A 17771-nucleotide genomic window follows, 5' to 3' on the forward strand; every position below is an offset into this window, starting at 1 on the left:
TTTATAAAGCCAAGGCCCAAGGGTTGAGCGTTTGGGCGCCGGTGGGCTCGAAGTCGGCCAGGTTGCGGGTGACCACCACCAAGCCGTGCACCAGCGCGGTGGCGGCGATGAGCCCGTCGCGCACGGGGCGGGAGTCGGGCACGTGGAGCCGGGCGCTGCGCAGCGCCACGGCGGCATCGACGACCAAAATGCGGCCACTGAAAGCGGGCAAGACTTGCGTGTTCAGCCAAGCCCGCAGCGTGGCCCCTTGCGCGGCATCGCGGCGTTCGGCCAGCAGCACGCCAATTTCCAACTCTTGCACTGAAATCACCGACAGGTACAAGTCGGCGGCATCGACACGGTCGGCCCAAGCCGCCACCCCCGCATCGGCCTTGCCGAGGCGGATTTTGCGCAATTCAGACAGCACATTCGTGTCGAGCAAATACATGGGCTGCGCTCAGGTGAACGCCGCCGCTTGGGCCAGGTCGCGCTGCGGCTGCAACTCAAGCTCTGGCACTTCGGGGCCGGGCATGGCGAGCAGATCGGCGATTTTGCTGCGCTCACCCGTGAGCTTTTTGTATTCATCAAACGACAGCAGGACGTGCGCGGGCCGCCCGCGGTCGGTGATGAAAACGGGGCCCTGCAAAGCCGCTTTCTTGGCCTTGCCGGCGTCTTGGTTGAACTCGCGGCTGGAAAAGGTGGTGACGGTCATGGCACACCTCGGGGGTTTGTAGCAACGTACCCATTTTAGCTCAGCGAAACACCACGGTCTTGTGGCCGTTGAGCAGCACCCGGTGTTCGCTGTGCCACTTGACGGCGCGCGCCAGCACCGCGCATTCGGTGTCGTGCCCGCTGGCGGCCAGGTCTTCCACGCTCAGGCTGTGGTCCACCCGGGCCACGTCTTGCTCGATGATCGGGCCTTCGTCGAGCGCGGCGGTCACGTAATGCGCCGTGGCCCCGATCAACTTCACGCCGCGTTGGTGCGCCTGGTGGTAGGGTTTGGCGCCCTTGAAGCTGGGCAAAAAGCTGTGGTGGATGTTGATGGCGCGCCCGGCCAGTTGCTCGCACATGCCGTCCGAGAGGATTTGCATATAGCGCGCCAGCACCACCAGCTCGGCCTGCTCTTGCGCGATCAGTTCGAGCTGGCGCGCCTCCACCTCGGCCTTGTGGCCGGGGCGCAGCGGCAGGTGCTGGAAGGGGATGTTGTAGCTGGCGGCGAGCTGGTAGAAATCGCGGTGGTTGCTGACGATGGCGCGGATATCGAGCCGCAGCAGGCCCGATTTCCAGCGAAACAGCAGGTCATTTAGGCAATGGCCCTGCTGGCTGACGAAGATCACGCAGCGCATCGGTTCGTGCCAGGCGTGCAAGCCCCAGCGCATCTGGTGCGCCTGCGCCAGCGCCTGCACCTGCTGGCGCAATTCGGGCTCGCTCACGCACTCGCAGACGAACTGCACGCGCATGAAAAACAAGCCGGTGGCGTGGTCGTTGAACTGCGCCGCTTCTTCGATGTTGCCGCCGTGTTGCAGCAAAAAACCCGAGACCGCATGGACGATGCCGGGTTTGTCCGGGCACGAGAGCGTGAGCACATAAGTCGCATTCATGCGGCGATTGTCGCTGAACGGGGGGCGGTGGCTTGCTTGCGCGGGTGCGTGGCACCAGCAAGTGGCTCCTGAAGCGGCTGATGCCACCGGAGCGCGGATAATTGGCCCCCAAGGCAGCGCCCATGCTGCAGACAACGGAGTTTGAGGATGGATTTTGCGCTCGACGTGGTGGTGTTGGCTGCCGGCAAAGGCACGCGCATGAAAAGCCGCTGGCCCAAGGTGCTGCAGCGCCTCGGGGGCCAGCCCCTGCTGGCGCATGTGCTGCAGCAGGCGGCGCAACTGCAGGCGCGGCAAGCGGTGGTGGTGACCGGGCACGAGGCCGAGCAGGTGGAAGCGGCGCTGGCCGACTGGGGCGCGGCGCTGCCGCTGGCGCTGCGCTGCGTGCGCCAACAGCCCCAACTGGGCACTGGCCACGCGGTGCAGCAGGCGCTGCCGCTGTTGCCCGACGACGGGGTGACGCTGGTGCTCTCGGGCGATGTGCCCCTGACCGAGGCCGCCACGCTGCGCGCGCTGCTGGCGCTGTGCGCGGGCCAGCAACTGGCGCTGCTGACGCTGCGCCTGCCCGACCCGAGCGGCTACGGCCGGATCGAACGGGCCGCCGACGGCAGCGTGCAAGCCATCGTCGAGCACAAAGACGCCAGCGCGGCGCAATTGGCCATAGACGAAATCTACAGCGGCATCATGGCCGCCCCGACGCGGCTGCTGCGCCCCTGGCTGGCGCAACTGGACAACCGCAATGCCCAAGGCGAGTACTACCTGACCGACGTGGTGCGCCACGCGCGCGCAGCGGGCTGCCCGGTGCAGGCGCACCGCATAGACGACGCGCTGCAGGTGGCGGGCGTGAACAGCCCGGCGCAACTGGCCGAGCTCGAACGCGCCTTGCAGCGCCGCCACGCCGAGCACCTAATGGCCCAAGGCGTGCGCCTAGCCGACCCGGCGCGGCTGGACGTGCGCGGCCGCCTGCATTGCGGGCAAGATGTGGAGATCGACATCAACTGCGTGTTCGAGGGCGAGGTGCACCTGGGCGACGGGGTGCGCATCGGGGCGAACTGCGTGATTGCCCAGGCCCGCATAGCAGCCGGGGCGCAGATTCTGCCCTTTAGCCACATCGACGGCCAGCGCGACCCGGTGCAGGTGGGGGCTGGTGCGCAAGTGGGGCCTTTTGCCCGCCTGCGCCCCGGCACCCGGCTCGGGCCCGAGGTGCACATCGGCAACTTTGTCGAAGTCAAAAACTCGACCCTCGCCGCCGGTGCCAAGGCCAATCACTTAGCCTACTTGGGCGATGCCACGGTGGGCGAGCGCGTGAACTACGGCGCGGGCAGCATCACCGCCAATTACGATGGCGCGGCCAAGCACCGCAGCGTGATCGAAGCCGACGTGCACGTGGGCAGCAACTGCGTGTTGGTGGCGCCCATCACCTTGGGCGCGGGCGGCACCATAGGGGCCGGATCGACCCTGACCAAAAGCACCCCGCCAGGCGCGCTCACGGTGGCGCGCGGCAAGCAGATCAGCCTGCCGGGCTGGCAGCGGCCCAAGAAGGGCAAGGGCTGAGGCGGGTGCAGCCAGGGAGGCTCTGCAGCTATTGGGCAGAGGGCGGGGCGCAAGCTGGCTGGGGTGCCGCTTCGAGTTCACAAACGCGGTCGAAAATGAGGGTTGCGCATTGGACGCAGTGGGCTTGCACGGTGCGCCAATCGTGCCAGCGCGGATCGAGGTTTTTGTACTCGGCCAGTTCGGTTTGCTCTAGGTCGTAGGGCAGGGCGTGAGCCAATTGGACTTGCAGTTGTTGCAGCGCCGACTCGCCGCTGGCCTGCGGATAGAGTCGGTCGAAGGCTTGCAGCGCAAGGGCTGCGTTTGAAGCGCCCATGTGCTCGGCCAAGGCCACGAAATCGAGATAGTCGCGGGTGGCGTTGCGTTTGAGGATCAGCAAGCCTTTGATGCGCAAAATCTCGGCAGGGGTCGGCAAGGTGATGCGTTGGCCGTGGTAGTCGAGTGCCGTGGTCTCGAGCGGCTGCTCGCGGATGAGTTGGCGCACACCGGTTTCGATGCCATCGAGGCTGCCCAAAATTTGCACCGGGCGCTGCACCCGAGCGGTTTTCCAGCCCGCAACCGACTCCAATTCTTGCAGCACGGCATCGAAACGGTGACGCAGATCGCCCAATACATGCCCGGCATCGCGCGAGAAGCGATGCTGGGCATGGAGGGCGGCTGCGGTGCCCCCCACCAGCACCGCTTCGGGCAGCAGGTGTTGCAGCCGGGCTGCGGCCGACAGCACCAGTTCCCAATCAGGCAGAGGCGCGGTGCTGCTGGGCATAGTGGCGCCAAAAGTGGTAGCGCTGGGCGTAGGGGTCGGCGGTGCGGGCCTGGCAGACCCGTTCGATTTTGTCCAGCAGGACGGGATCGGATAAAGCCGCCTGCCGCAATTCGGCCCAGTCGCCCCAGCGCCCACGCGCAATGGCATCATCGATGGCGGCCAAGGTGTAGCGCTGGTGGTTGAGGTGGCGGTGCAGCATGGCTCACCAGCCCCAGAGCAGCTCGCTGGCCACCCAGGCGTTGCCGCGGCCGTCGGGGCGCTGCACCTGCACCCAGTCGCCTTGGCGGCGCACGGTGCGCAAAATGTCGCCATAGACGGCGGTGTGCACCACGCGGTGCTGGGTGCCGGGGCCGGCGCGCAGGTTGGCGCGCGGGCTGCGCACGATGTGGTGCGGGGTGTCGCCCACCACGCGGCGCGCCACCCAGCCTTGGTCGCCTTCGAAGTCTTGCACGCGCAGCCAGTCGCCACGGCGCTCGAGCACCTGCAGCGGGTAGCCCTGCGACAGGCGCCAGAGCACTTCGGCGTTGGCGCTGGGGGCGGCGCGCATGTTGATGGTCGGGTTGCGCGCGCTCACCAAGTCTTGCGCCCACGCCGGAGCCAGCGCGGCCAGCCCAAGGGCGGCGGCAAGAAACAAAAGGCGGATGTGGGCCAGCCAGGGCATGCGTAAAACTCCTTGAAACAAAGATGGGTGTGAAGACTTGGGTGGACTGCAAAGCGCGCCCTAGGGTTCCCGGGTCGCTGCTTGCGCTGCAATGTGGGCGCTGCGCGCCGCATTTGCCGTTAGCATCGCGATTTCCCATTCTATTCTCAAGCAAGGTTATTCCCTATGTGTGGCATCGTGGCAGCGGTTTCGGGTGGCAATGTGTTGCCGCATTTGGTTCAGGGTTTACAGCGGCTGGAGTACCGCGGCTACGACTCGTGCGGCGTGGCGCTGCACGCGGCGGGCGGCCTGCAGCGCAGCCGCAGCACCGCGCGTGTGGCCGAACTGCGCGCCCAGGTGCAAGCCGATGGCTTGAGCGCTGGCACCGGCATCGCCCACACGCGCTGGGCCACCCACGGCGCGCCGGCCGAGCACAACGCGCACCCGCACTTCAGCCACGGCCCCGGCCCGCTGGATGCCGCCGCGCAGCGCCCAGCCCGGGTCGCGCTGGTGCACAACGGCATCATCGAAAACCACGAAGAACTGCGCGCCGAGCTGCAGGCCCAGGGCTACGCCTTTGCCAGCCAGACCGACACCGAGGTGATCGTGCATCTGGTCGATGCGCTCTACCAGGGCGACTTGCTGGCCGCCGTGCGCGCGGCGCTGGCGCGGCTGCACGGCGCCTACGCGATTGCGGTGCTGCACGCCGCCGAGCCGCAGCGTGTGGTGGGCGCGCGCGCCGGCTCGCCGCTGGTGCTGGGGGTGGGCGGTGGTGAGACTGAGGGCGGCACCACGCAGCCGCAGCAGCCGCACTACCTCGCCAGCGACGCCATGGCGCTGGCCGGCGTGACCGATCAGATCGTCTATCTGGCCGAAGGCGATGTGGTCGATCTGCAGTTGGGGCGCTATCGGATTTTTGACCGCAGCGGCCAGCCGCTCGCTGCCGCCGAGCGCCCGCTGCGCACGGTGCAGGCGCACACCGGCGCGGCCGAGCTCGGGCCCTATCGGCACTACATGCACAAAGAGATTTTTGAGCAGCCGCGCGCGCTCGCCGACACGCTCGAGGGCGTGGAGGCCATAGCCCCCGACTTGTTCGACGGCTTGGGCGAGCAGCCGGCCACTGCGGCGGCGGTTTTTGCGCAGATCGACCGGGTGCTGATCCTAGCCTGCGGCACCAGCTACTACAGCGGCTGCGTGGCCAAATACTGGCTCGAAGAGCTGGCCGGCCTGCCGACGGCGGTCGAGGTGGCGAGCGAATACCGCTACCGCACCAGCGTGCCCGAGCCGCGCACGCTGGTCGTGGCGATCAGCCAGAGCGGCGAGACCGCCGACACCTTGGCCGCGCTGCGCCACGCCCAAAGCCTGGGGATGGGGCATACGCTGGCGCTGTGCAACGTGGCCACCAGCGCCCTGGTGCGCGAGACCGCGCTCACCTACCTGACGCGCGCCGGAGTCGAGATCGGTGTGGCCAGCACCAAGGCCTTTAGCACCCAGTTGGCGGGGCTGTTTTTGCTCACGCTGGCTTTGGCGCAGGCGCGCGGGCGCTTGAATGCGGCGCAGCAAGCGCAACAGCTCAAGGACATGCGGCACCTGCCGCTGGCGCTGCAAGCGGTGCTGGCGCTCGAGCCGCAGCTCATCCAGTGGGCCGAGGCCTTTGCCCAGCACGAGCACGCGCTGTTTTTGGGGCGCGGGCCGCACTACCCGATCGCGCTCGAGGGCGCGCTCAAGCTCAAGGAGATCAGCTACATCCACGCCGAGGCCTACCCGGCCGGCGAGCTCAAGCACGGCCCGCTGGCGCTGGTCACCAGCGCCATGCCGGTGGTGGTGGTGGCCCCCAACGACGCGCTGCTAGAAAAGCTCAAGAGCAATATGCAAGAGGTGCGCGCACGCGGCGGTGTGCTCTACGTGCTGGCCGACGCCGACAGCCACATCCGCAGCGCCGAGGGCCTGCACGTGATCCGCCTGCCCGAGCACTACGGCCACCTGAGTCCGATTCTGCACGTGGTGCCGCTGCAGCTGTTGGCCTACCACTGCGCCCTAGCGCGCGGCACCGACGTGGACAAACCGCGCAACTTGGCCAAGAGCGTGACGGTGGAGTGAGGGGGTGGGGGCGCGCCGCGCTGCTGTTGTGGTTAAACAACAAAAACGCCACCTTGGTGTGGCGGCCGTCTAGACGGCCATATAAATCATTTTATTAAGGCATCTAAATCAGTTTATTTGGTCATTTATATCGGATAAAATGTTGCGTAGTTATTAATATAAGCCTCCAGCGTTCCTTGCAACGGCGGCCGTGTGGACACGGTCACGGGGTGTATCGAATTCGCAACAGTGGAACCACAGAAGCAAACCATGCGCAACAACCAGCCCGTGACCCAGCAGGAATACGACTACCCCGACGACGCTACCCTGATGTCCACCACCGACGTGGACGGCCGCATCACCTACTGCAACGCCGCTTTCATTGAAACCAGTGGCTACAGCCGCGACGAGCTCATGGGCCAGCCGCACAACCTGGTGCGCCACCCCGATATGCCGCCGGCCGCTTTTGCCGACATGTGGGCCACGCTCAAAGCGGGCAAGAGCTGGACCGCGTTGGTAAAAAACCGGCGCAAAAACGGCGACCACTACTGGGTGCGCGCCAACGCCACCCCGATGCTGCGCAACGGCCAGCTCACCGGCTACGTGTCGGTGCGCACCAAGCCGGCGCGTGCCGAAATCGAGCAGGCCGAGGCGCTTTACGCGCAAATGCGCGCGGGCCGTCTGAGCGGGCTCAAGCTGCACCAAGGCTTGCTGCTGCGCACCGGGCTGCTGGCGCCGTGGTCTTTCATCACCCAGACCATGTCCATGGCGTGGCGCATCCGGCTGGGTTTGGCGGGCATGTGGTTGATCTTTATGGCAGCGGTACAGCTGCTATCGCAATGGATGCCGCAGATTTTCAACCCTTCGTGGCAGGTGTTGATCGGGCTTGGGGTGATCAATCTGGTTGTTATGCTGCTGACCAACTGGTCGCTGCAGCAACAGATCGCGTGGCCCTTGCAAAATATGGCGCGGATGGCGCAAGACGTGGCGTCGGGCAACCTGCGCGAAACGCCGGGCCTAGACCGGGTCGATGAAATCGGCATGATCGCGCGCTCGCTCAACCAAGCCGGGCTCAACTTGCGCGCGCTGGTCGATGACGTCGGGGTGCAGGTCGGGGGCCTGAGCTCAACCAGTGAGTACATAGCCAATTCAATTTCGAGCACGGAACAGACCGCCGCCAGCGTAGAGCAAACCGCAGCCTCGATGGAGCAGATTACGGCTACCGTGAAGGAAAACGCGGCCACCGCCACCGAGGCTGCTGCGCTGGCACAAGCCGCCAGTACCTCGGCCACCCACGGCGGCGCGGTGGTGCAGCAGGTCACGCAGACCATGGACGGCATCTCTCAGAGCTCGCGCAAAATCGCCGACATCATCGGCGTCATCGACGGCATTGCCTTTCAGACCAACATCTTGGCGCTCAACGCCGCGGTCGAGGCGGCGCGGGCCGGCGAGGCTGGGCGCGGCTTTGCCGTGGTGGCCTCCGAGGTGCGCAGCCTGGCCGGGCGCAGCGCCGAAGCGGCGCGCGAGATCAAGGGGCTGATCGGCGCCAGCGTCGAGCGCGTGGAATCGGGTGCGCGCCAAGTCGAACAGGCGCGCAAAAGCATCCAAGACATCGTCGATCAGGTGCAACGCGTGTCCGTGCTCATCAACGAGATCAACAACGCCAGCGTCGAGCAAGCCGAAGGGGTGGCGCAGATCGGGCAGGCGTTGGTGCAGTTGGATCAATCGACGCAGCAAAACGCGGCCCGGGCCGAAGAAGGCGCGCATGCGGCCGAAAGTCTGCACCACAAGGCGCTGCGTCTGAGTGAGGCGCTGGCGGTATATCAGCGCAGAACCACGGTGTAACCATCCAAGCTGGTCAGTCGCAATCTGCCCATCTTGTCAGCCGGCTTGCTGGCGTTCGTAAAAGCGCCGTCCAGCGTCCAAGTCATCGAGCGCCAAGGACAGCAGGCGGATGGTCATGCCCGGCTGCGCGCACTCAAGATTTGTTTGGCGGCTTGCCAGTCGATGAACTCGGCTCGGCCCGCGCGCAGCGCAGTTTCAGCCTCCTGCAAGGCCTGCGCATGCCAATCCGGGGCGGCCTCGCTGTCGGGGGCGTCTAGGGTTTGGGACAGCGACTCCCACAGCGCCTCCATCAAACGCAGTTTTTGGGCCACCGGCATGGAGTCGATTTCGATAGCGTTCATGGAAGCAACCTCTGGTGCGGTAGTGTGGTTTGGTGGCGCCATGGTAGCAAAATCCCATGCTGTTTGGGTTTTTGGGTGCGGGCCAAAAGCGTGACGGTGGAGTGAGGCGACTGCGCGCGCGCAGCGCCGCAGTTGCAGGCGCACAACAAAAAAGCCGCCATGTCGCAGCGCACCTATGCGCAGCCGACCATAACGCCATGCTGACGCACATCTATTGCTGTATGCTTTATAGGGTTTCTTGCTACGATGGCTGTGGCGACAGAGCTTTTTGGTGTGAGGGAAATCTGGAACGTTAAACTACAGGACCGAACCATGCGCAACAACCAGCCCGTGACCCAGCAGGAATACGACTACCCAGACGACGCCACCCTGATGTCCACCACCGACGTGGACAGCCGCATCACCTACTGCAACGCCGCCTTCATCGCCACCAGTGGCTACAGCCACGACGAGCTCATGGGCCAGCCGCACAACCTGGTGCGCCACCCCGACATGCCGCCGGCCGCCTTTGCCGATATGTGGGCCACGCTCAAAGCGGGCAAGAGCTGGACCGCGTTGGTAAAAAACCGGCGCAAAAACGGCGACCACTACTGGGTGCGCGCCAACGCCACCCCGATGCTGCGCAACGGCCAGCTCACCGGCTACGTGTCGGTGCGCACCAAGCCGGCGCGTGCCGAAATCGAGCAGGCCGAGGCGCTTTACGCCCAGATGCGCGCGGGCCGACTCAGGGGCAAAACCATCCACCAAGGTTTGCTGGTGCGCACCGGGCTGCTGGCGCCGTGGTCGTACCTGAGGCAAACCCTGTCGGTGGGTGGGCGCGTGTTTTTGGGGCTGGGCCTCATGTGGCTGATCGGCATCTTGGCGCTGCTGGGTGCGGCGTGGCTGGCGCCGGCTGTGTTCGCAAGCCCTTGGCAGGCGGTGGCGCTGTTGGCTGTGTTGCAGACGCTGGCGCTGGGTGCGGGCACGGTGGCTTTGCAGCGCCAGATCGCTGCACCCTTGCGCCAGTTGGCGGCGCAGGCGCAAGACGTGGCCGCCGGCAACCTGCGCGAAACGCCGGGCCTGAACCGGGTCGATGAAATCGGCATGATCGCGCGCTCGCTCAACCAAGCCGGGCTCAACTTGCGCGCGCTGGTCGATGACGTCGGGGTGCAAGTTGGGGGTCTGAGCTCGACCAGCGAGCAGATCGCCCAAGGCAACCACGACCTGTCGGCGCGCACCGAGCAGACGGCGGCCAGCGTCGAAGAAACGGCGGCCTCGATGGAGCAGATCACCGCCACCGTGAAGCAAAACGCCGCCACCGCCACCGAGGCCACCGCGCTGGCGCAAGCCGCCAGCCAATCGGCCACCCGCGGCGGCACGGTGGTGCAGCAGGTCACGCAGACCATGGACGGCATCACCCAGAGCTCACGCAAAATCGCCGACATCATCGGCGTCATCGACGGCATTGCGTTCCAGACCAACATCTTGGCGCTCAACGCGGCGGTCGAGGCGGCGCTGGCCGGTGAGGCCGGGCGCGGCTTTGCGGTGGTGGCCTCCGAGGTGCGCAGCTTGGCCGGGCGCAGCGCCGAAGCGGCGCGCGAGATCAAGGGGCTGATCGGCGCCAGCGTCGAGCGCGTGGAATCGGGTGCGCGCCAAGTCGAACAGGCGCGCCAGAGCATCCAAGACATCGTGGACCAAGTGCAGCGCGTGGCCGTGCTTATCAACGAGATCAACAACGCCAGCGTCGAGCAAGCCGAAGGGGTGGCGCAGATCGGGCAGGCGGTGGCGCAGTTGGACCAATCGACGCAGCAAAACGCGGCCTTGGTCGAAGAAGGCGCCGCCGCTGCTGAGAGCCTGCATGGCCAAGCGCTGCGCCTAGGCGAGGCTTTGGCGGTGTACCGAGCCGATGCAGAGCAGGCCCCAAGCGCACGGGCAGCGCAGCCCCAACGCACCCAGTCCACAGCCAAGGCACCCCTGCGGCTGGCGGCCAAGGCGGCCTGAGCCACGGCACCAGACGCAGTGCGACGCAGCGCGGGCTCTGGGCAGCGCAGGCTTTGGGCGGGCTGGGTGGACGGGGGCTAAAATGCATGTTTGGTGCGCTCGCACGGCGTGCGCGCACCCAGCCCGGCCCGGTCGGCCGCTTTATTGAACCGCTTGCGCCGCCGGACGCGAGACCAGCTTTTTGCCATGCCTCTTCAATTCCTGACCCAGCTCTTTGGCAACCGCAACGAGCGCCTGCTCAAAACCCACCGCAAGACGGTGGCCCGCATCAACGCCCTCGAGACCGAGTTCGAGCGCCTGAGCGATGCCCAAGTGCAAGCCAAGACGGCCGAATTCAAACAGCGGCTGGCGCAGGGCGAGACGCTGGATGCGCTGCTGCCCGAGGCCTTTGCCACCGTGCGCGAGGCCAGCAAGCGCGTGCTCAAAATGCGCCACTTCGACGTGCAGCTGATAGGCGGCATGGCGCTGCACAGCGGAAAGATCGCCGAAATGCGCACCGGTGAGGGTAAAACCCTGACCTCGACGCTGGCGGTCTATCTCAACGCCTTGGCCGGCCAAGGCGTGCACGTGGTCACGGTCAACGACTACCTGGCTGGGCGCGACGCCGAGTGGATGGGCCGCATCTACAACTGGCTTGGGCTCTCGGTCGGGGTCAACCGCTCGCAGACCACGCGCGAGCAAAAGCAGGCCGCCTACGCCGCCGACATCACCTACGGCACCAACAACGAATACGGCTTTGACTACCTGCGCGACAACATGGTCTATGAGGCCCGCGACCGGGTGCAGCGCGGGCTGTATTACGCCATCGTCGATGAGGTCGATTCGATTCTGATCGACGAGGCGCGCACGCCGCTGATCATCAGCGGCCAAGCCGAAGACCACACCGACGAATACATCGCCATCAACAAGCTGGTGCCGCACCTCGAGCGCCAAGAGGGCGAAGAAGACATGCGCACCGGCGAGGGCGTGACCAAGCCGGGCGATTTTTTGGTCGATGAAAAGGCCCAGACCGTCAACCTGACCGAAAGCGGGCACGAAAAAGCCGAAGCGCTGCTGGCCCAAGCCGGCCTGCTGCCCGAGGGCGCTTCGCTCTACGACCCGGCCAACATCGCGCTCATGCACCACCTGGTGACGGCGCTCAAGGCGCAGCACCTGTACCACCGCGACCAGCAGTACGTGGTGCAAAACGGCGAGATCATCATCGTCGATGAATTCACCGGCCGCCTGATGGTCGGGCGGCGCTGGAGCGAGGGCCTGCACCAAGCGGTGGAGGCCAAAGAGGGCGTGCGCATCCAGCCCGAGAACCAGACCCTGGCCTCGATCACCTTTCAAAACTACTTCAGGCTCTACGCCAAGCTCTCGGGCATGACCGGCACCGCCGACACCGAAGCCTTCGAGTTCCAAGAAATCTACGGTCTGGAAACCGTGGTGGTGCCGCCCAACCGGCCCAGCCAGCGCAAAGACGAGCTCGATCGCGTGTACAAAACCACGCCCGAAAAATACGTCGCCGCCATCGCCGACATCCGCGAGTGCCACGAGCGCGGCCAGCCGGTGCTGGTGGGCACCTCGTCGATCGAAAACTCCGAGATCATCGCCGATCTGCTCAAAAAAGCCCAGCTGCCATTTGAGGTGCTCAACGCCAAACAGCACGAGCGCGAGGCCGACATCATCGCCCAAGCCGGCCGGCCCGGGGCCATCACCATCGCCACCAACATGGCCGGGCGCGGCACCGACATCGTGCTCGGCGGCAACCTAGAAAAAATGTGCGCCGCCATCGAGGCCGACCCGGCGCTTGACGAAGCGGCGCGGGCGAGCAAGATCGCCGCCGTGCGCGCCCAGTGGCAGGCCGACCACGAGCGCGTCAAGGCGCTCGGGGGCTTGCGCATCATCGCCACCGAAAGGCACGAGAGCCGGCGCATCGACAACCAGCTGCGCGGCCGCGCCGGGCGCCAGGGCGACCCGGGTTCGAGCCGCTTCTACCTCAGTCTCGACGACTCGCTGATGCGCATCTTTGCCGGCGACAAGGTGCGCGCCATCATGGAGCGCTTCAATATGCCCGAGGGCGAGGCGATCGAGCACCGCATGGTGACGCGCTCGATCGAGAACGCGCAGCGCAAGGTCGAGGCGCGCAACTTTGACATCCGCAAGCAGCTGCTCGAGTACGACGACGTGGCCAACGACCAGCGCCGCGTGGTCTATCAGCAGCGAAACGAGTTCATCGACACGCAAGAGGTGGGGCCACAGATCCGCAACCTGCGTAGCGGCGCGCTCGAGCACGTGGTGCGCCAGTTTGTGCCGGCCCAGAGCGTGGAAGAGCAGTGGGACTTGCCGGGCCTAGAAAAAACCTTGGCCGACGAATGGGGCTTGCACTTGCCGCTGGTGCAAGAGGTGCACGCGGCCAGCGAGATGGACGACGCCGATGTGGTGGAGAAGGTGCTGCAAGCCGCGCACGCCCACTACGAGGCCAAGGTGCAGCTGGCCACCCCGGGCAGTTTTGCCGCCTTCGAGCGCGTGGTGCTGCTGCAAAACCTCGACAGCCACTGGCGCGACCACCTGAGCGCGCTCGACTACCTGCGCAAGGGCATCCACCTGCGCGGCTACGCGCAAAAGCAGCCCAAGCAGGAATACAAGCGCGAGGCGTTCCAGTTGTTCTCGCTGCTGCTGGATCAGGTGCGCGGCGAAGTCACGCGCATTTTGATGAACGTGAAGGTGCAGACGCCGGAGCAGGTGAGTGCGGCCGCGCAGCAGCTCGAAGCCGCCGCCGAGAACTTTAGCAACGTCACCTACACCGCCCCGAACGAAACCGGCGAAGCCGAAACCGTGGCCGACCGCGGCCTGCTGGGTGGCCGCGCCACCCCGGCCGATGCGCTGCCGCGCGTGGGCCGCAACGACCCCTGCCCCTGCGGCAGCGGCAAAAAATACAAGCACTGCCACGGCAAGCTGGCCTGACCGCAACTGAAAGACACCGCCATGCCTGTGAACTGGACCGCCCCTGATGCCGCCAGCCTGCACCCGGTGCCCGGCGTGCGCATCGGCGTGGCCGAAGCCGGGGTGCGCAAGCCCAACCGCAAAGACCTGACCGTGCTACTGCTCGAACCCGGCAGCGCCGTGGCCGGGGTGTTCACGCGCAACCGCTATTGCGCCGCGCCGGTGCAGGTGTGCCGCGAGCACCTAGAGGCGGGGGCTGCCATCCGTGCGCTGCTCATCAACACCGGCTGCGCCAACGCCGGCACCGGTGAGAGCGGCCTGGCGCACGCGCGCCAGACCTGCGCCGCGCTGGCCCAGCGGCTGGGCTTGCAGGCGCAGCAGGTGCTGCCTTTTTCCACCGGCGTGATCATGGAGCCGCTGCCGGTGCAGCGCGTGATCGACGGGCTCGATGCCGCGCTGGCCGACGCCCAGCCCGCGCACTGGCTGCGCGCCGCCGAAGGCATCATGACCACCGACACCGTGGCCAAGGCCGCCAGCCGCCAGTTGCAGATCGGCGGCCAGACCGTGACCCTGTCTGGCATGGCCAAGGGCGCGGGCATGATCCGCCCCAACATGGCGACCATGCTCGGCTTTGTCGCCACCGACGCGCGCATCCAGCCGGCGCTGCTGCCCGAGCTGGCGCTGCGGCTGGCCGAGGTGTCGTTTAACCGCATCACCATCGACGGCGACACCTCCACCAACGACTCCTTCATCCTGATCGCCACCGGGCAGGCAGCACACCCCGAGATCACTGACCTGGCCAGCCCCGACGGCCTGCTGCTGCTGGCGGCCCTGACCGAGCTGGCGCAGACGCTGGCGCACGCCATCGTGCGCGACGGCGAGGGCGCGACCAAGTTCATCACCGTGCGCGTGGAGGGCGGGCGCGATGCCGCCGAATGCCTGCAAGTGGCGTATGCGATTGCGCACTCGCCGCTGGTCAAAACCGCCTTCTACGCCAGCGACCCGAACCTGGGCCGCATTCTGGCGGCAGTGGGCTACGCCGGCATTGCCGACCTGGACCAAAACCAGATCGAGCTGCACCTCGACGACGTGCACGTGGTCACGCAGGGCGGGCGCCACCCCGGCTACACCGAGCAAGCGGGCGCGCGCGTGCTGCGCCAGAGCGAGATCACCATCCGCGTCGGGCTGGGCCGCGGCGCGGCGGCCGAGACGGTCTGGACTTGCGACCTGAGCCACGAGTACGTGAGCATCAACGCCGATTACCGCTCCTAAAACGCGCGCCGCCTCCGCATGAACGAAGCCTTTGAACGCCTGCTGCAGCGCGCCGAAACCCTGCTGGCGCGCATCGAAGCGGTGCTGCCGCAGCCCCTGAGCGCGCCCGATTGGGGCGCGGCGCTGGCTTGGCGCTACCGCAAACGCGGCGGTCACGGGCTGCTGGAGCCGGTGCGCCACATCGGGGCCATGGCGCTGTCCGACTTGCAAGAAATCGAACCACAAAAAGAGCGCCTGGTGCGCAACACGGCGCATTTCGTGCAGGGGCTGCCGGCCAACAACGTGCTGCTCACCGGGGCGCGCGGCACCGGCAAAAGCTCGCTCATCCGCGCCTGCCTGCACGCCTTGGCGCCGCAGGGGCTGCGCCTGATCGAAGTGGACAAGACCGACCTGACCGACTTGCCCGACATCGTGGCGCTGGTGGCCGAGCGCCCCGAGCGCTTCATCGTTTTTTGCGACGACCTCAGCTTCGAAGACGGCGAGCCCGGCTACAAGGCGCTCAAGTCGATGCTGGACGGATCGGTGGCCGCCAGCAGCCCCAATGTGCTGATTTATGCCACCAGCAACCGGCGCCACCTGCTGCCCGAATACCAGCGCGACAACCTCAGCCACCAACGCGACGAAGACGGCGAACTGCACCCCGGCGAAGCGGTGGAAGAAAAAATCTCGCTCTCGGAGCGCTTCGGGCTCTGGATCAGCTTTTACCCCTTCAGCCAGGACGAATACCTGACCGTGGTGCGCCAGTGGCTGGGGCATTTTGGCGTGCCCGAGGCGGCGATCGAGGCCGCGCGCGGGCAGGCGCTGGTGTGGGCGCTCGAGCGCGGTTCGCGCAGCGGCCGGGTGGCGCACCAGTTTGCGCGCGACTACGCCGGCAACCACCCGGCCAGCGCGGTGGCGGAATCTGGCGCAGCCCCACCCTCATTCCATCCATGAGCACGCCCCCGCTGCTGGTGGTGGACGCCACGCAGCCGCGCGCGCCGGGGCACGGCCAGCGCCTGATCGAGGTGGCGGTGGGCGTGGTGTTCGACGCCCAAGGGCGTTTTTTGCTCACCAGCCGCCCGCCGGGCAAGGTCTATGCGGGTTACTGGGAGTTCCCCGGCGGCAAGATCGAGGCGGGTGAGAGCGCCGCGCAGGCGCTGCAGCGCGAGCTGCACGAGGAGCTGGGCTTGCGCATCGGCGGCGTGCAGCCGTGGCGCGAGCTGCGGGTGGACTATCCGCACGGCCTGGTGCGGCTGCAGGTGGGCTTGGTCAGCGACTGGGACGGCCCGCTGCAAATGCGCGAAGGGCAGCAGCACGCCTGGCAGACTTGGCCGGTGCAGGTGGCGCCGTTGTTGCCGGGCTCGGTGCCGCTGTTGCAGTGGTTGCAACCAGCGCCCTCAGGCGCAGAGCGTAAATTCGAGCTCGGTTTCTGACAAGCTGGCCAGTTGCGGCTTGCCGCTGCTGCCAGACTGCAACAGGCGCACCGCAAAAAACATCCGGTTGCCGCTGATCTCGGGCACCAGTTGCAGCGCCGGGTCGATCCACAGCCGCAGCAACTGGTAGGTTTTGCCTTGGGCCAGGTTTTGCTGGAACTGGCCGTCGATGGCCATCACCTTTTGCGGGTGCGCCGTTTCGCGCAGCACGCTCAGCAGCACCTGCACCGGATCGAGCAGCGGTGCCAGCGTCTGCGCCCAGCCTTGCAGTTCCAACTGGCGCTGCTCGGGGCTGCGGTGCTGCCAGTCGTGGTAAGCAGGCAAGTCGAACTCGCAGGTGCCCCCCGGAATGGCAATGCGGCTGCGCAGGGCCGCCAGCCATTCGTTGTCGGCCAGCGACTGGCCGATCTTGCCGCACTCTTGCAAGGCGGCGTACTGGGCCTCGAGCCGGGCGATGAACGCTTCCAGTGCCACCTCGGAGATGGCCGGATTGCCCCGATAGCCGAGGTACTGCTGCTTGAGGCGCTCCAGATCCTTGAGGATTTCGGTTTTCAAGTCGGAGCGCGCGCCGACTTCGAGCAGCTCGAACAGGGTGTGCAGGGCAAAATGATGCGACAGCGCCGAACTCTGTGCGCCGAGCTGGCCCAGCCGGTCGGCCAAACGCTCCAGCCGCAAGTAGGTGCGGATGCGTTCGTTGAACGGGTACTCGTAGAGGATCACGCTTCGATCATAGCCCGAATTGATGCCGTTGCTCGGCGTAAGCGCGCTGCACTTGGGCTTGCAATTGCGCCAGGGTGGTGGGGGCGTCGTTGTCTAGCACCACATCGGCCAGCGCCAGCCGCTCGGCCCGGCTGGCTTGCGCCGCCAGCACCGCCTGCACCTGCGCCAGCGGCCAGCCGTTGCGCTGCAACACGCGCGCGGTTTGGGTTTCGGGCGTGCAATCGACCACCCACACCGCATCCACCTGCTCGCGCCAGTGCGGGGATTCGGCCAGCAAGGGCAGGTCGAGTACCACGCAGTCGCTGCGGCCCTGCTGCCGAATCTGCGCGCAAGCCTGCTCGATGGCGGCGCGCACCAGCGGGTGCACGATGGCTTCCAGCCGCTGGCGCGCCGCCGGCTGGGCAAAGACCAGCGCGCGCATCTGGTCCCGATCCAGCGCCCCATCGGGCCCGATGAAGGCCGGGCCAAAGGTGGCGCGGATGGGCTCGATGGCGGCCCCACCGGGGGCGGTGCAGGCACGCGCCAGCGCGTCGGCGTCGAGCACCGGCGCGCCCAGCGCCTGCAGCATGGCCACCACCGTGCTCTTGCCGCTGCCGATGCCGCCGGTCAGGCCGATGCGCCAGGGAAGCTGAGGGTGGGCGCGCATGGGGCCGGGCGGGACCT

At 66.7% G+C, this 17771-nt stretch carries 17 protein-coding genes; 8 read left to right on the top strand and 9 right to left on the bottom strand.

The window, feature by feature from the left end:
- Position 1 precedes the first annotated feature (1 nt).
- From SRAA_RS00520 to purU, 3 genes are read right to left on the bottom strand one after another with little or no spacing between them, the layout of a single operon-like run.
- Entirely contained in the window at positions 2–427 is a 426-nt protein-coding gene (locus tag SRAA_RS00520) for a type II toxin-antitoxin system VapC family toxin (protein ID WP_045530279.1), read from the bottom strand.
- Positions 428–436: 9 nt separating this feature from the next.
- On the bottom strand, positions 437–691 hold the full coding sequence (locus SRAA_RS00525; RefSeq protein ID WP_045530281.1) for a type II toxin-antitoxin system Phd/YefM family antitoxin: 255 nt from the start codon (positions 689–691) through the stop codon (positions 437–439).
- Between the two features lie 40 nt (positions 692–731).
- Complete coding sequence (gene purU / locus SRAA_RS00530; protein ID WP_045530283.1) at positions 732–1580, bottom strand: formyltetrahydrofolate deformylase; 849 nt, start codon at positions 1578–1580, stop codon at positions 732–734.
- Between the two features lie 147 nt (positions 1581–1727).
- Here purU and glmU point away from each other — a divergent pair, with 147 nt between their 5' ends.
- Positions 1728–3131, top strand: a complete 1404-nt coding sequence (gene glmU, locus SRAA_RS00535) for a bifunctional UDP-N-acetylglucosamine diphosphorylase/glucosamine-1-phosphate N-acetyltransferase GlmU (RefSeq protein WP_045530286.1) — start codon at positions 1728–1730, stop codon at positions 3129–3131.
- Between the two features lie 28 nt (positions 3132–3159).
- Here glmU and SRAA_RS00540 read toward each other — a convergent pair whose 3' ends face one another.
- Genes SRAA_RS00540 through SRAA_RS00550 form a run of 3 tightly spaced genes read right to left on the bottom strand, consistent with a single transcriptional unit; the run spans position 3160 to position 4552 of the window.
- A complete protein-coding gene (locus SRAA_RS00540; protein WP_045530288.1) occupies positions 3160–3891 on the bottom strand; it encodes a nucleotidyl transferase AbiEii/AbiGii toxin family protein in 732 nt (243 codons plus the stop codon).
- Entirely contained in the window at positions 3863–4090 is a 228-nt protein-coding gene (locus SRAA_RS00545; protein WP_045530292.1) for a hypothetical protein, read from the bottom strand. The genes SRAA_RS00540 and SRAA_RS00545 overlap by 29 nt, the downstream gene beginning before the upstream one ends.
- Before the next feature lie 3 nt (positions 4091–4093).
- Positions 4094–4552 carry an SH3 domain-containing protein gene (locus SRAA_RS00550; protein WP_045530293.1) on the bottom strand — a complete coding sequence of 153 codons (459 nt, stop codon included), beginning with the start codon at positions 4550–4552 and terminating at the stop codon, positions 4094–4096.
- Positions 4553–4717: 165 nt separating this feature from the next.
- Here SRAA_RS00550 and glmS point away from each other — a divergent pair, with 165 nt between their 5' ends.
- Positions 4718–6631: a glutamine--fructose-6-phosphate transaminase (isomerizing) gene (gene glmS / locus SRAA_RS00555; protein WP_045530295.1), complete on the top strand. Its 1914-nt coding sequence runs from the start codon at positions 4718–4720 to the stop codon at positions 6629–6631.
- A gap of 249 nt (positions 6632–6880) precedes the next feature.
- Positions 6881–8455 (top strand): methyl-accepting chemotaxis protein, encoded by a 1575-nt coding sequence (locus tag SRAA_RS00560; RefSeq protein ID WP_045530297.1) that lies wholly within the window; start codon positions 6881–6883, stop codon positions 8453–8455.
- A gap of 113 nt (positions 8456–8568) precedes the next feature.
- Here the strand turns inward: SRAA_RS00560 and SRAA_RS00565 are convergent, their stop codons facing one another.
- Positions 8569–8796 carry an addiction module protein gene (locus SRAA_RS00565; protein ID WP_045530301.1) on the bottom strand — a complete coding sequence of 76 codons (228 nt, stop codon included), beginning with the start codon at positions 8794–8796 and terminating at the stop codon, positions 8569–8571.
- A 312-nt stretch (positions 8797–9108) separates the two neighbouring features.
- On the opposite strand from SRAA_RS00565, the gene SRAA_RS00570 reads away from it, so the two are divergent.
- The 5 genes from SRAA_RS00570 (at position 9109) to SRAA_RS00590 (ending at position 16388) form a co-directional block, all read left to right on the top strand.
- Positions 9109–10776, top strand: a complete 1668-nt coding sequence (locus tag SRAA_RS00570; RefSeq protein ID WP_082039820.1) for a methyl-accepting chemotaxis protein — start codon at positions 9109–9111, stop codon at positions 10774–10776.
- A 186-nt stretch (positions 10777–10962) separates the two neighbouring features.
- The gene (gene secA / locus SRAA_RS00575; protein WP_045530303.1) at positions 10963–13725 is read left to right on the top strand and encodes a preprotein translocase subunit SecA; all 2763 of its coding nucleotides are present in this window, start codon (positions 10963–10965) and stop codon (positions 13723–13725) included.
- Positions 13726–13746: 21 nt separating this feature from the next.
- Positions 13747–14976, top strand: coding sequence for a bifunctional glutamate N-acetyltransferase/amino-acid acetyltransferase ArgJ (gene argJ, locus SRAA_RS00580; protein ID WP_045530305.1), 1230 nt, complete (start codon positions 13747–13749; stop codon positions 14974–14976).
- Between the two features lie 18 nt (positions 14977–14994).
- Positions 14995–15909, top strand: coding sequence for an ATP-binding protein (locus SRAA_RS00585; protein WP_045530307.1), 915 nt, complete (start codon positions 14995–14997; stop codon positions 15907–15909).
- Positions 15906–16388, top strand: coding sequence for a (deoxy)nucleoside triphosphate pyrophosphohydrolase (locus SRAA_RS00590; RefSeq protein ID WP_045530308.1), 483 nt, complete (start codon positions 15906–15908; stop codon positions 16386–16388). The genes SRAA_RS00585 and SRAA_RS00590 overlap by 4 nt, the downstream gene beginning before the upstream one ends.
- Here SRAA_RS00590 and zapD read toward each other — a convergent pair.
- Together zapD and coaE are read right to left on the bottom strand one after the other, a co-directional pair.
- Positions 16353–17108 (bottom strand): cell division protein ZapD, encoded by a 756-nt coding sequence (zapD, locus tag SRAA_RS00595; protein WP_045530310.1) that lies wholly within the window; start codon positions 17106–17108, stop codon positions 16353–16355. The two genes, SRAA_RS00590 and zapD, sit on opposite strands and share 36 nt — an antisense overlap.
- A 7-nt stretch (positions 17109–17115) precedes the next feature.
- Complete coding sequence (gene coaE / locus SRAA_RS00600; RefSeq protein ID WP_045530312.1) at positions 17116–17754, bottom strand: dephospho-CoA kinase; 639 nt, start codon at positions 17752–17754, stop codon at positions 17116–17118.
- Positions 17755–17771 lie beyond the last annotated feature (17 nt).

It is taken from the genome of Serpentinimonas raichei (genome assembly GCF_000828895.1).
Classification (GTDB): Bacteria; Pseudomonadota; Gammaproteobacteria; order Burkholderiales; family Burkholderiaceae_C; genus Serpentinimonas; species Serpentinimonas raichei.

Bases quoted from the DNA above. Each gene is read 5' to 3' on its own strand.
- SRAA_RS00520 (WP_045530279.1), bottom strand. From the start codon at position 427: ATGTATTTGCTCGACACGAATGTGCTGTCTGAATTGCGCAAAATCCGC.
- SRAA_RS00525 (WP_045530281.1), bottom strand. From the start codon at position 691: ATGACCGTCACCACCTTTTCCAGCCGCGAGTTCAACCAAGACGCCGGC.
- purU (WP_045530283.1), bottom strand. From the start codon at position 1,580: ATGAATGCGACTTATGTGCTCACGCTCTCGTGCCCGGACAAACCCGGC.
- glmU (WP_045530286.1), top strand. From the start codon at position 1,728: ATGGATTTTGCGCTCGACGTGGTGGTGTTGGCTGCCGGCAAAGGCACG.
- SRAA_RS00540 (WP_045530288.1), bottom strand. From the start codon at position 3,891: ATGCCCAGCAGCACCGCGCCTCTGCCTGATTGGGAACTGGTGCTGTCG.
- SRAA_RS00545 (WP_045530292.1), bottom strand. From the start codon at position 4,090: ATGCTGCACCGCCACCTCAACCACCAGCGCTACACCTTGGCCGCCATC.
- SRAA_RS00550 (WP_045530293.1), bottom strand. From the start codon at position 4,552: ATGCCCTGGCTGGCCCACATCCGCCTTTTGTTTCTTGCCGCCGCCCTT.
- glmS (WP_045530295.1), top strand. From the start codon at position 4,718: ATGTGTGGCATCGTGGCAGCGGTTTCGGGTGGCAATGTGTTGCCGCAT.
- SRAA_RS00560 (WP_045530297.1), top strand. From the start codon at position 6,881: ATGCGCAACAACCAGCCCGTGACCCAGCAGGAATACGACTACCCCGAC.
- SRAA_RS00565 (WP_045530301.1), bottom strand. From the start codon at position 8,796: ATGAACGCTATCGAAATCGACTCCATGCCGGTGGCCCAAAAACTGCGT.
- SRAA_RS00570 (WP_082039820.1), top strand. From the start codon at position 9,109: ATGCGCAACAACCAGCCCGTGACCCAGCAGGAATACGACTACCCAGAC.
- secA (WP_045530303.1), top strand. From the start codon at position 10,963: ATGCCTCTTCAATTCCTGACCCAGCTCTTTGGCAACCGCAACGAGCGC.
- argJ (WP_045530305.1), top strand. From the start codon at position 13,747: ATGCCTGTGAACTGGACCGCCCCTGATGCCGCCAGCCTGCACCCGGTG.
- SRAA_RS00585 (WP_045530307.1), top strand. From the start codon at position 14,995: ATGAACGAAGCCTTTGAACGCCTGCTGCAGCGCGCCGAAACCCTGCTG.
- SRAA_RS00590 (WP_045530308.1), top strand. From the start codon at position 15,906: ATGAGCACGCCCCCGCTGCTGGTGGTGGACGCCACGCAGCCGCGCGCG.
- coaE (WP_045530312.1), bottom strand. From the start codon at position 17,754: ATGCGCGCCCACCCTCAGCTTCCCTGGCGCATCGGCCTGACCGGCGGC.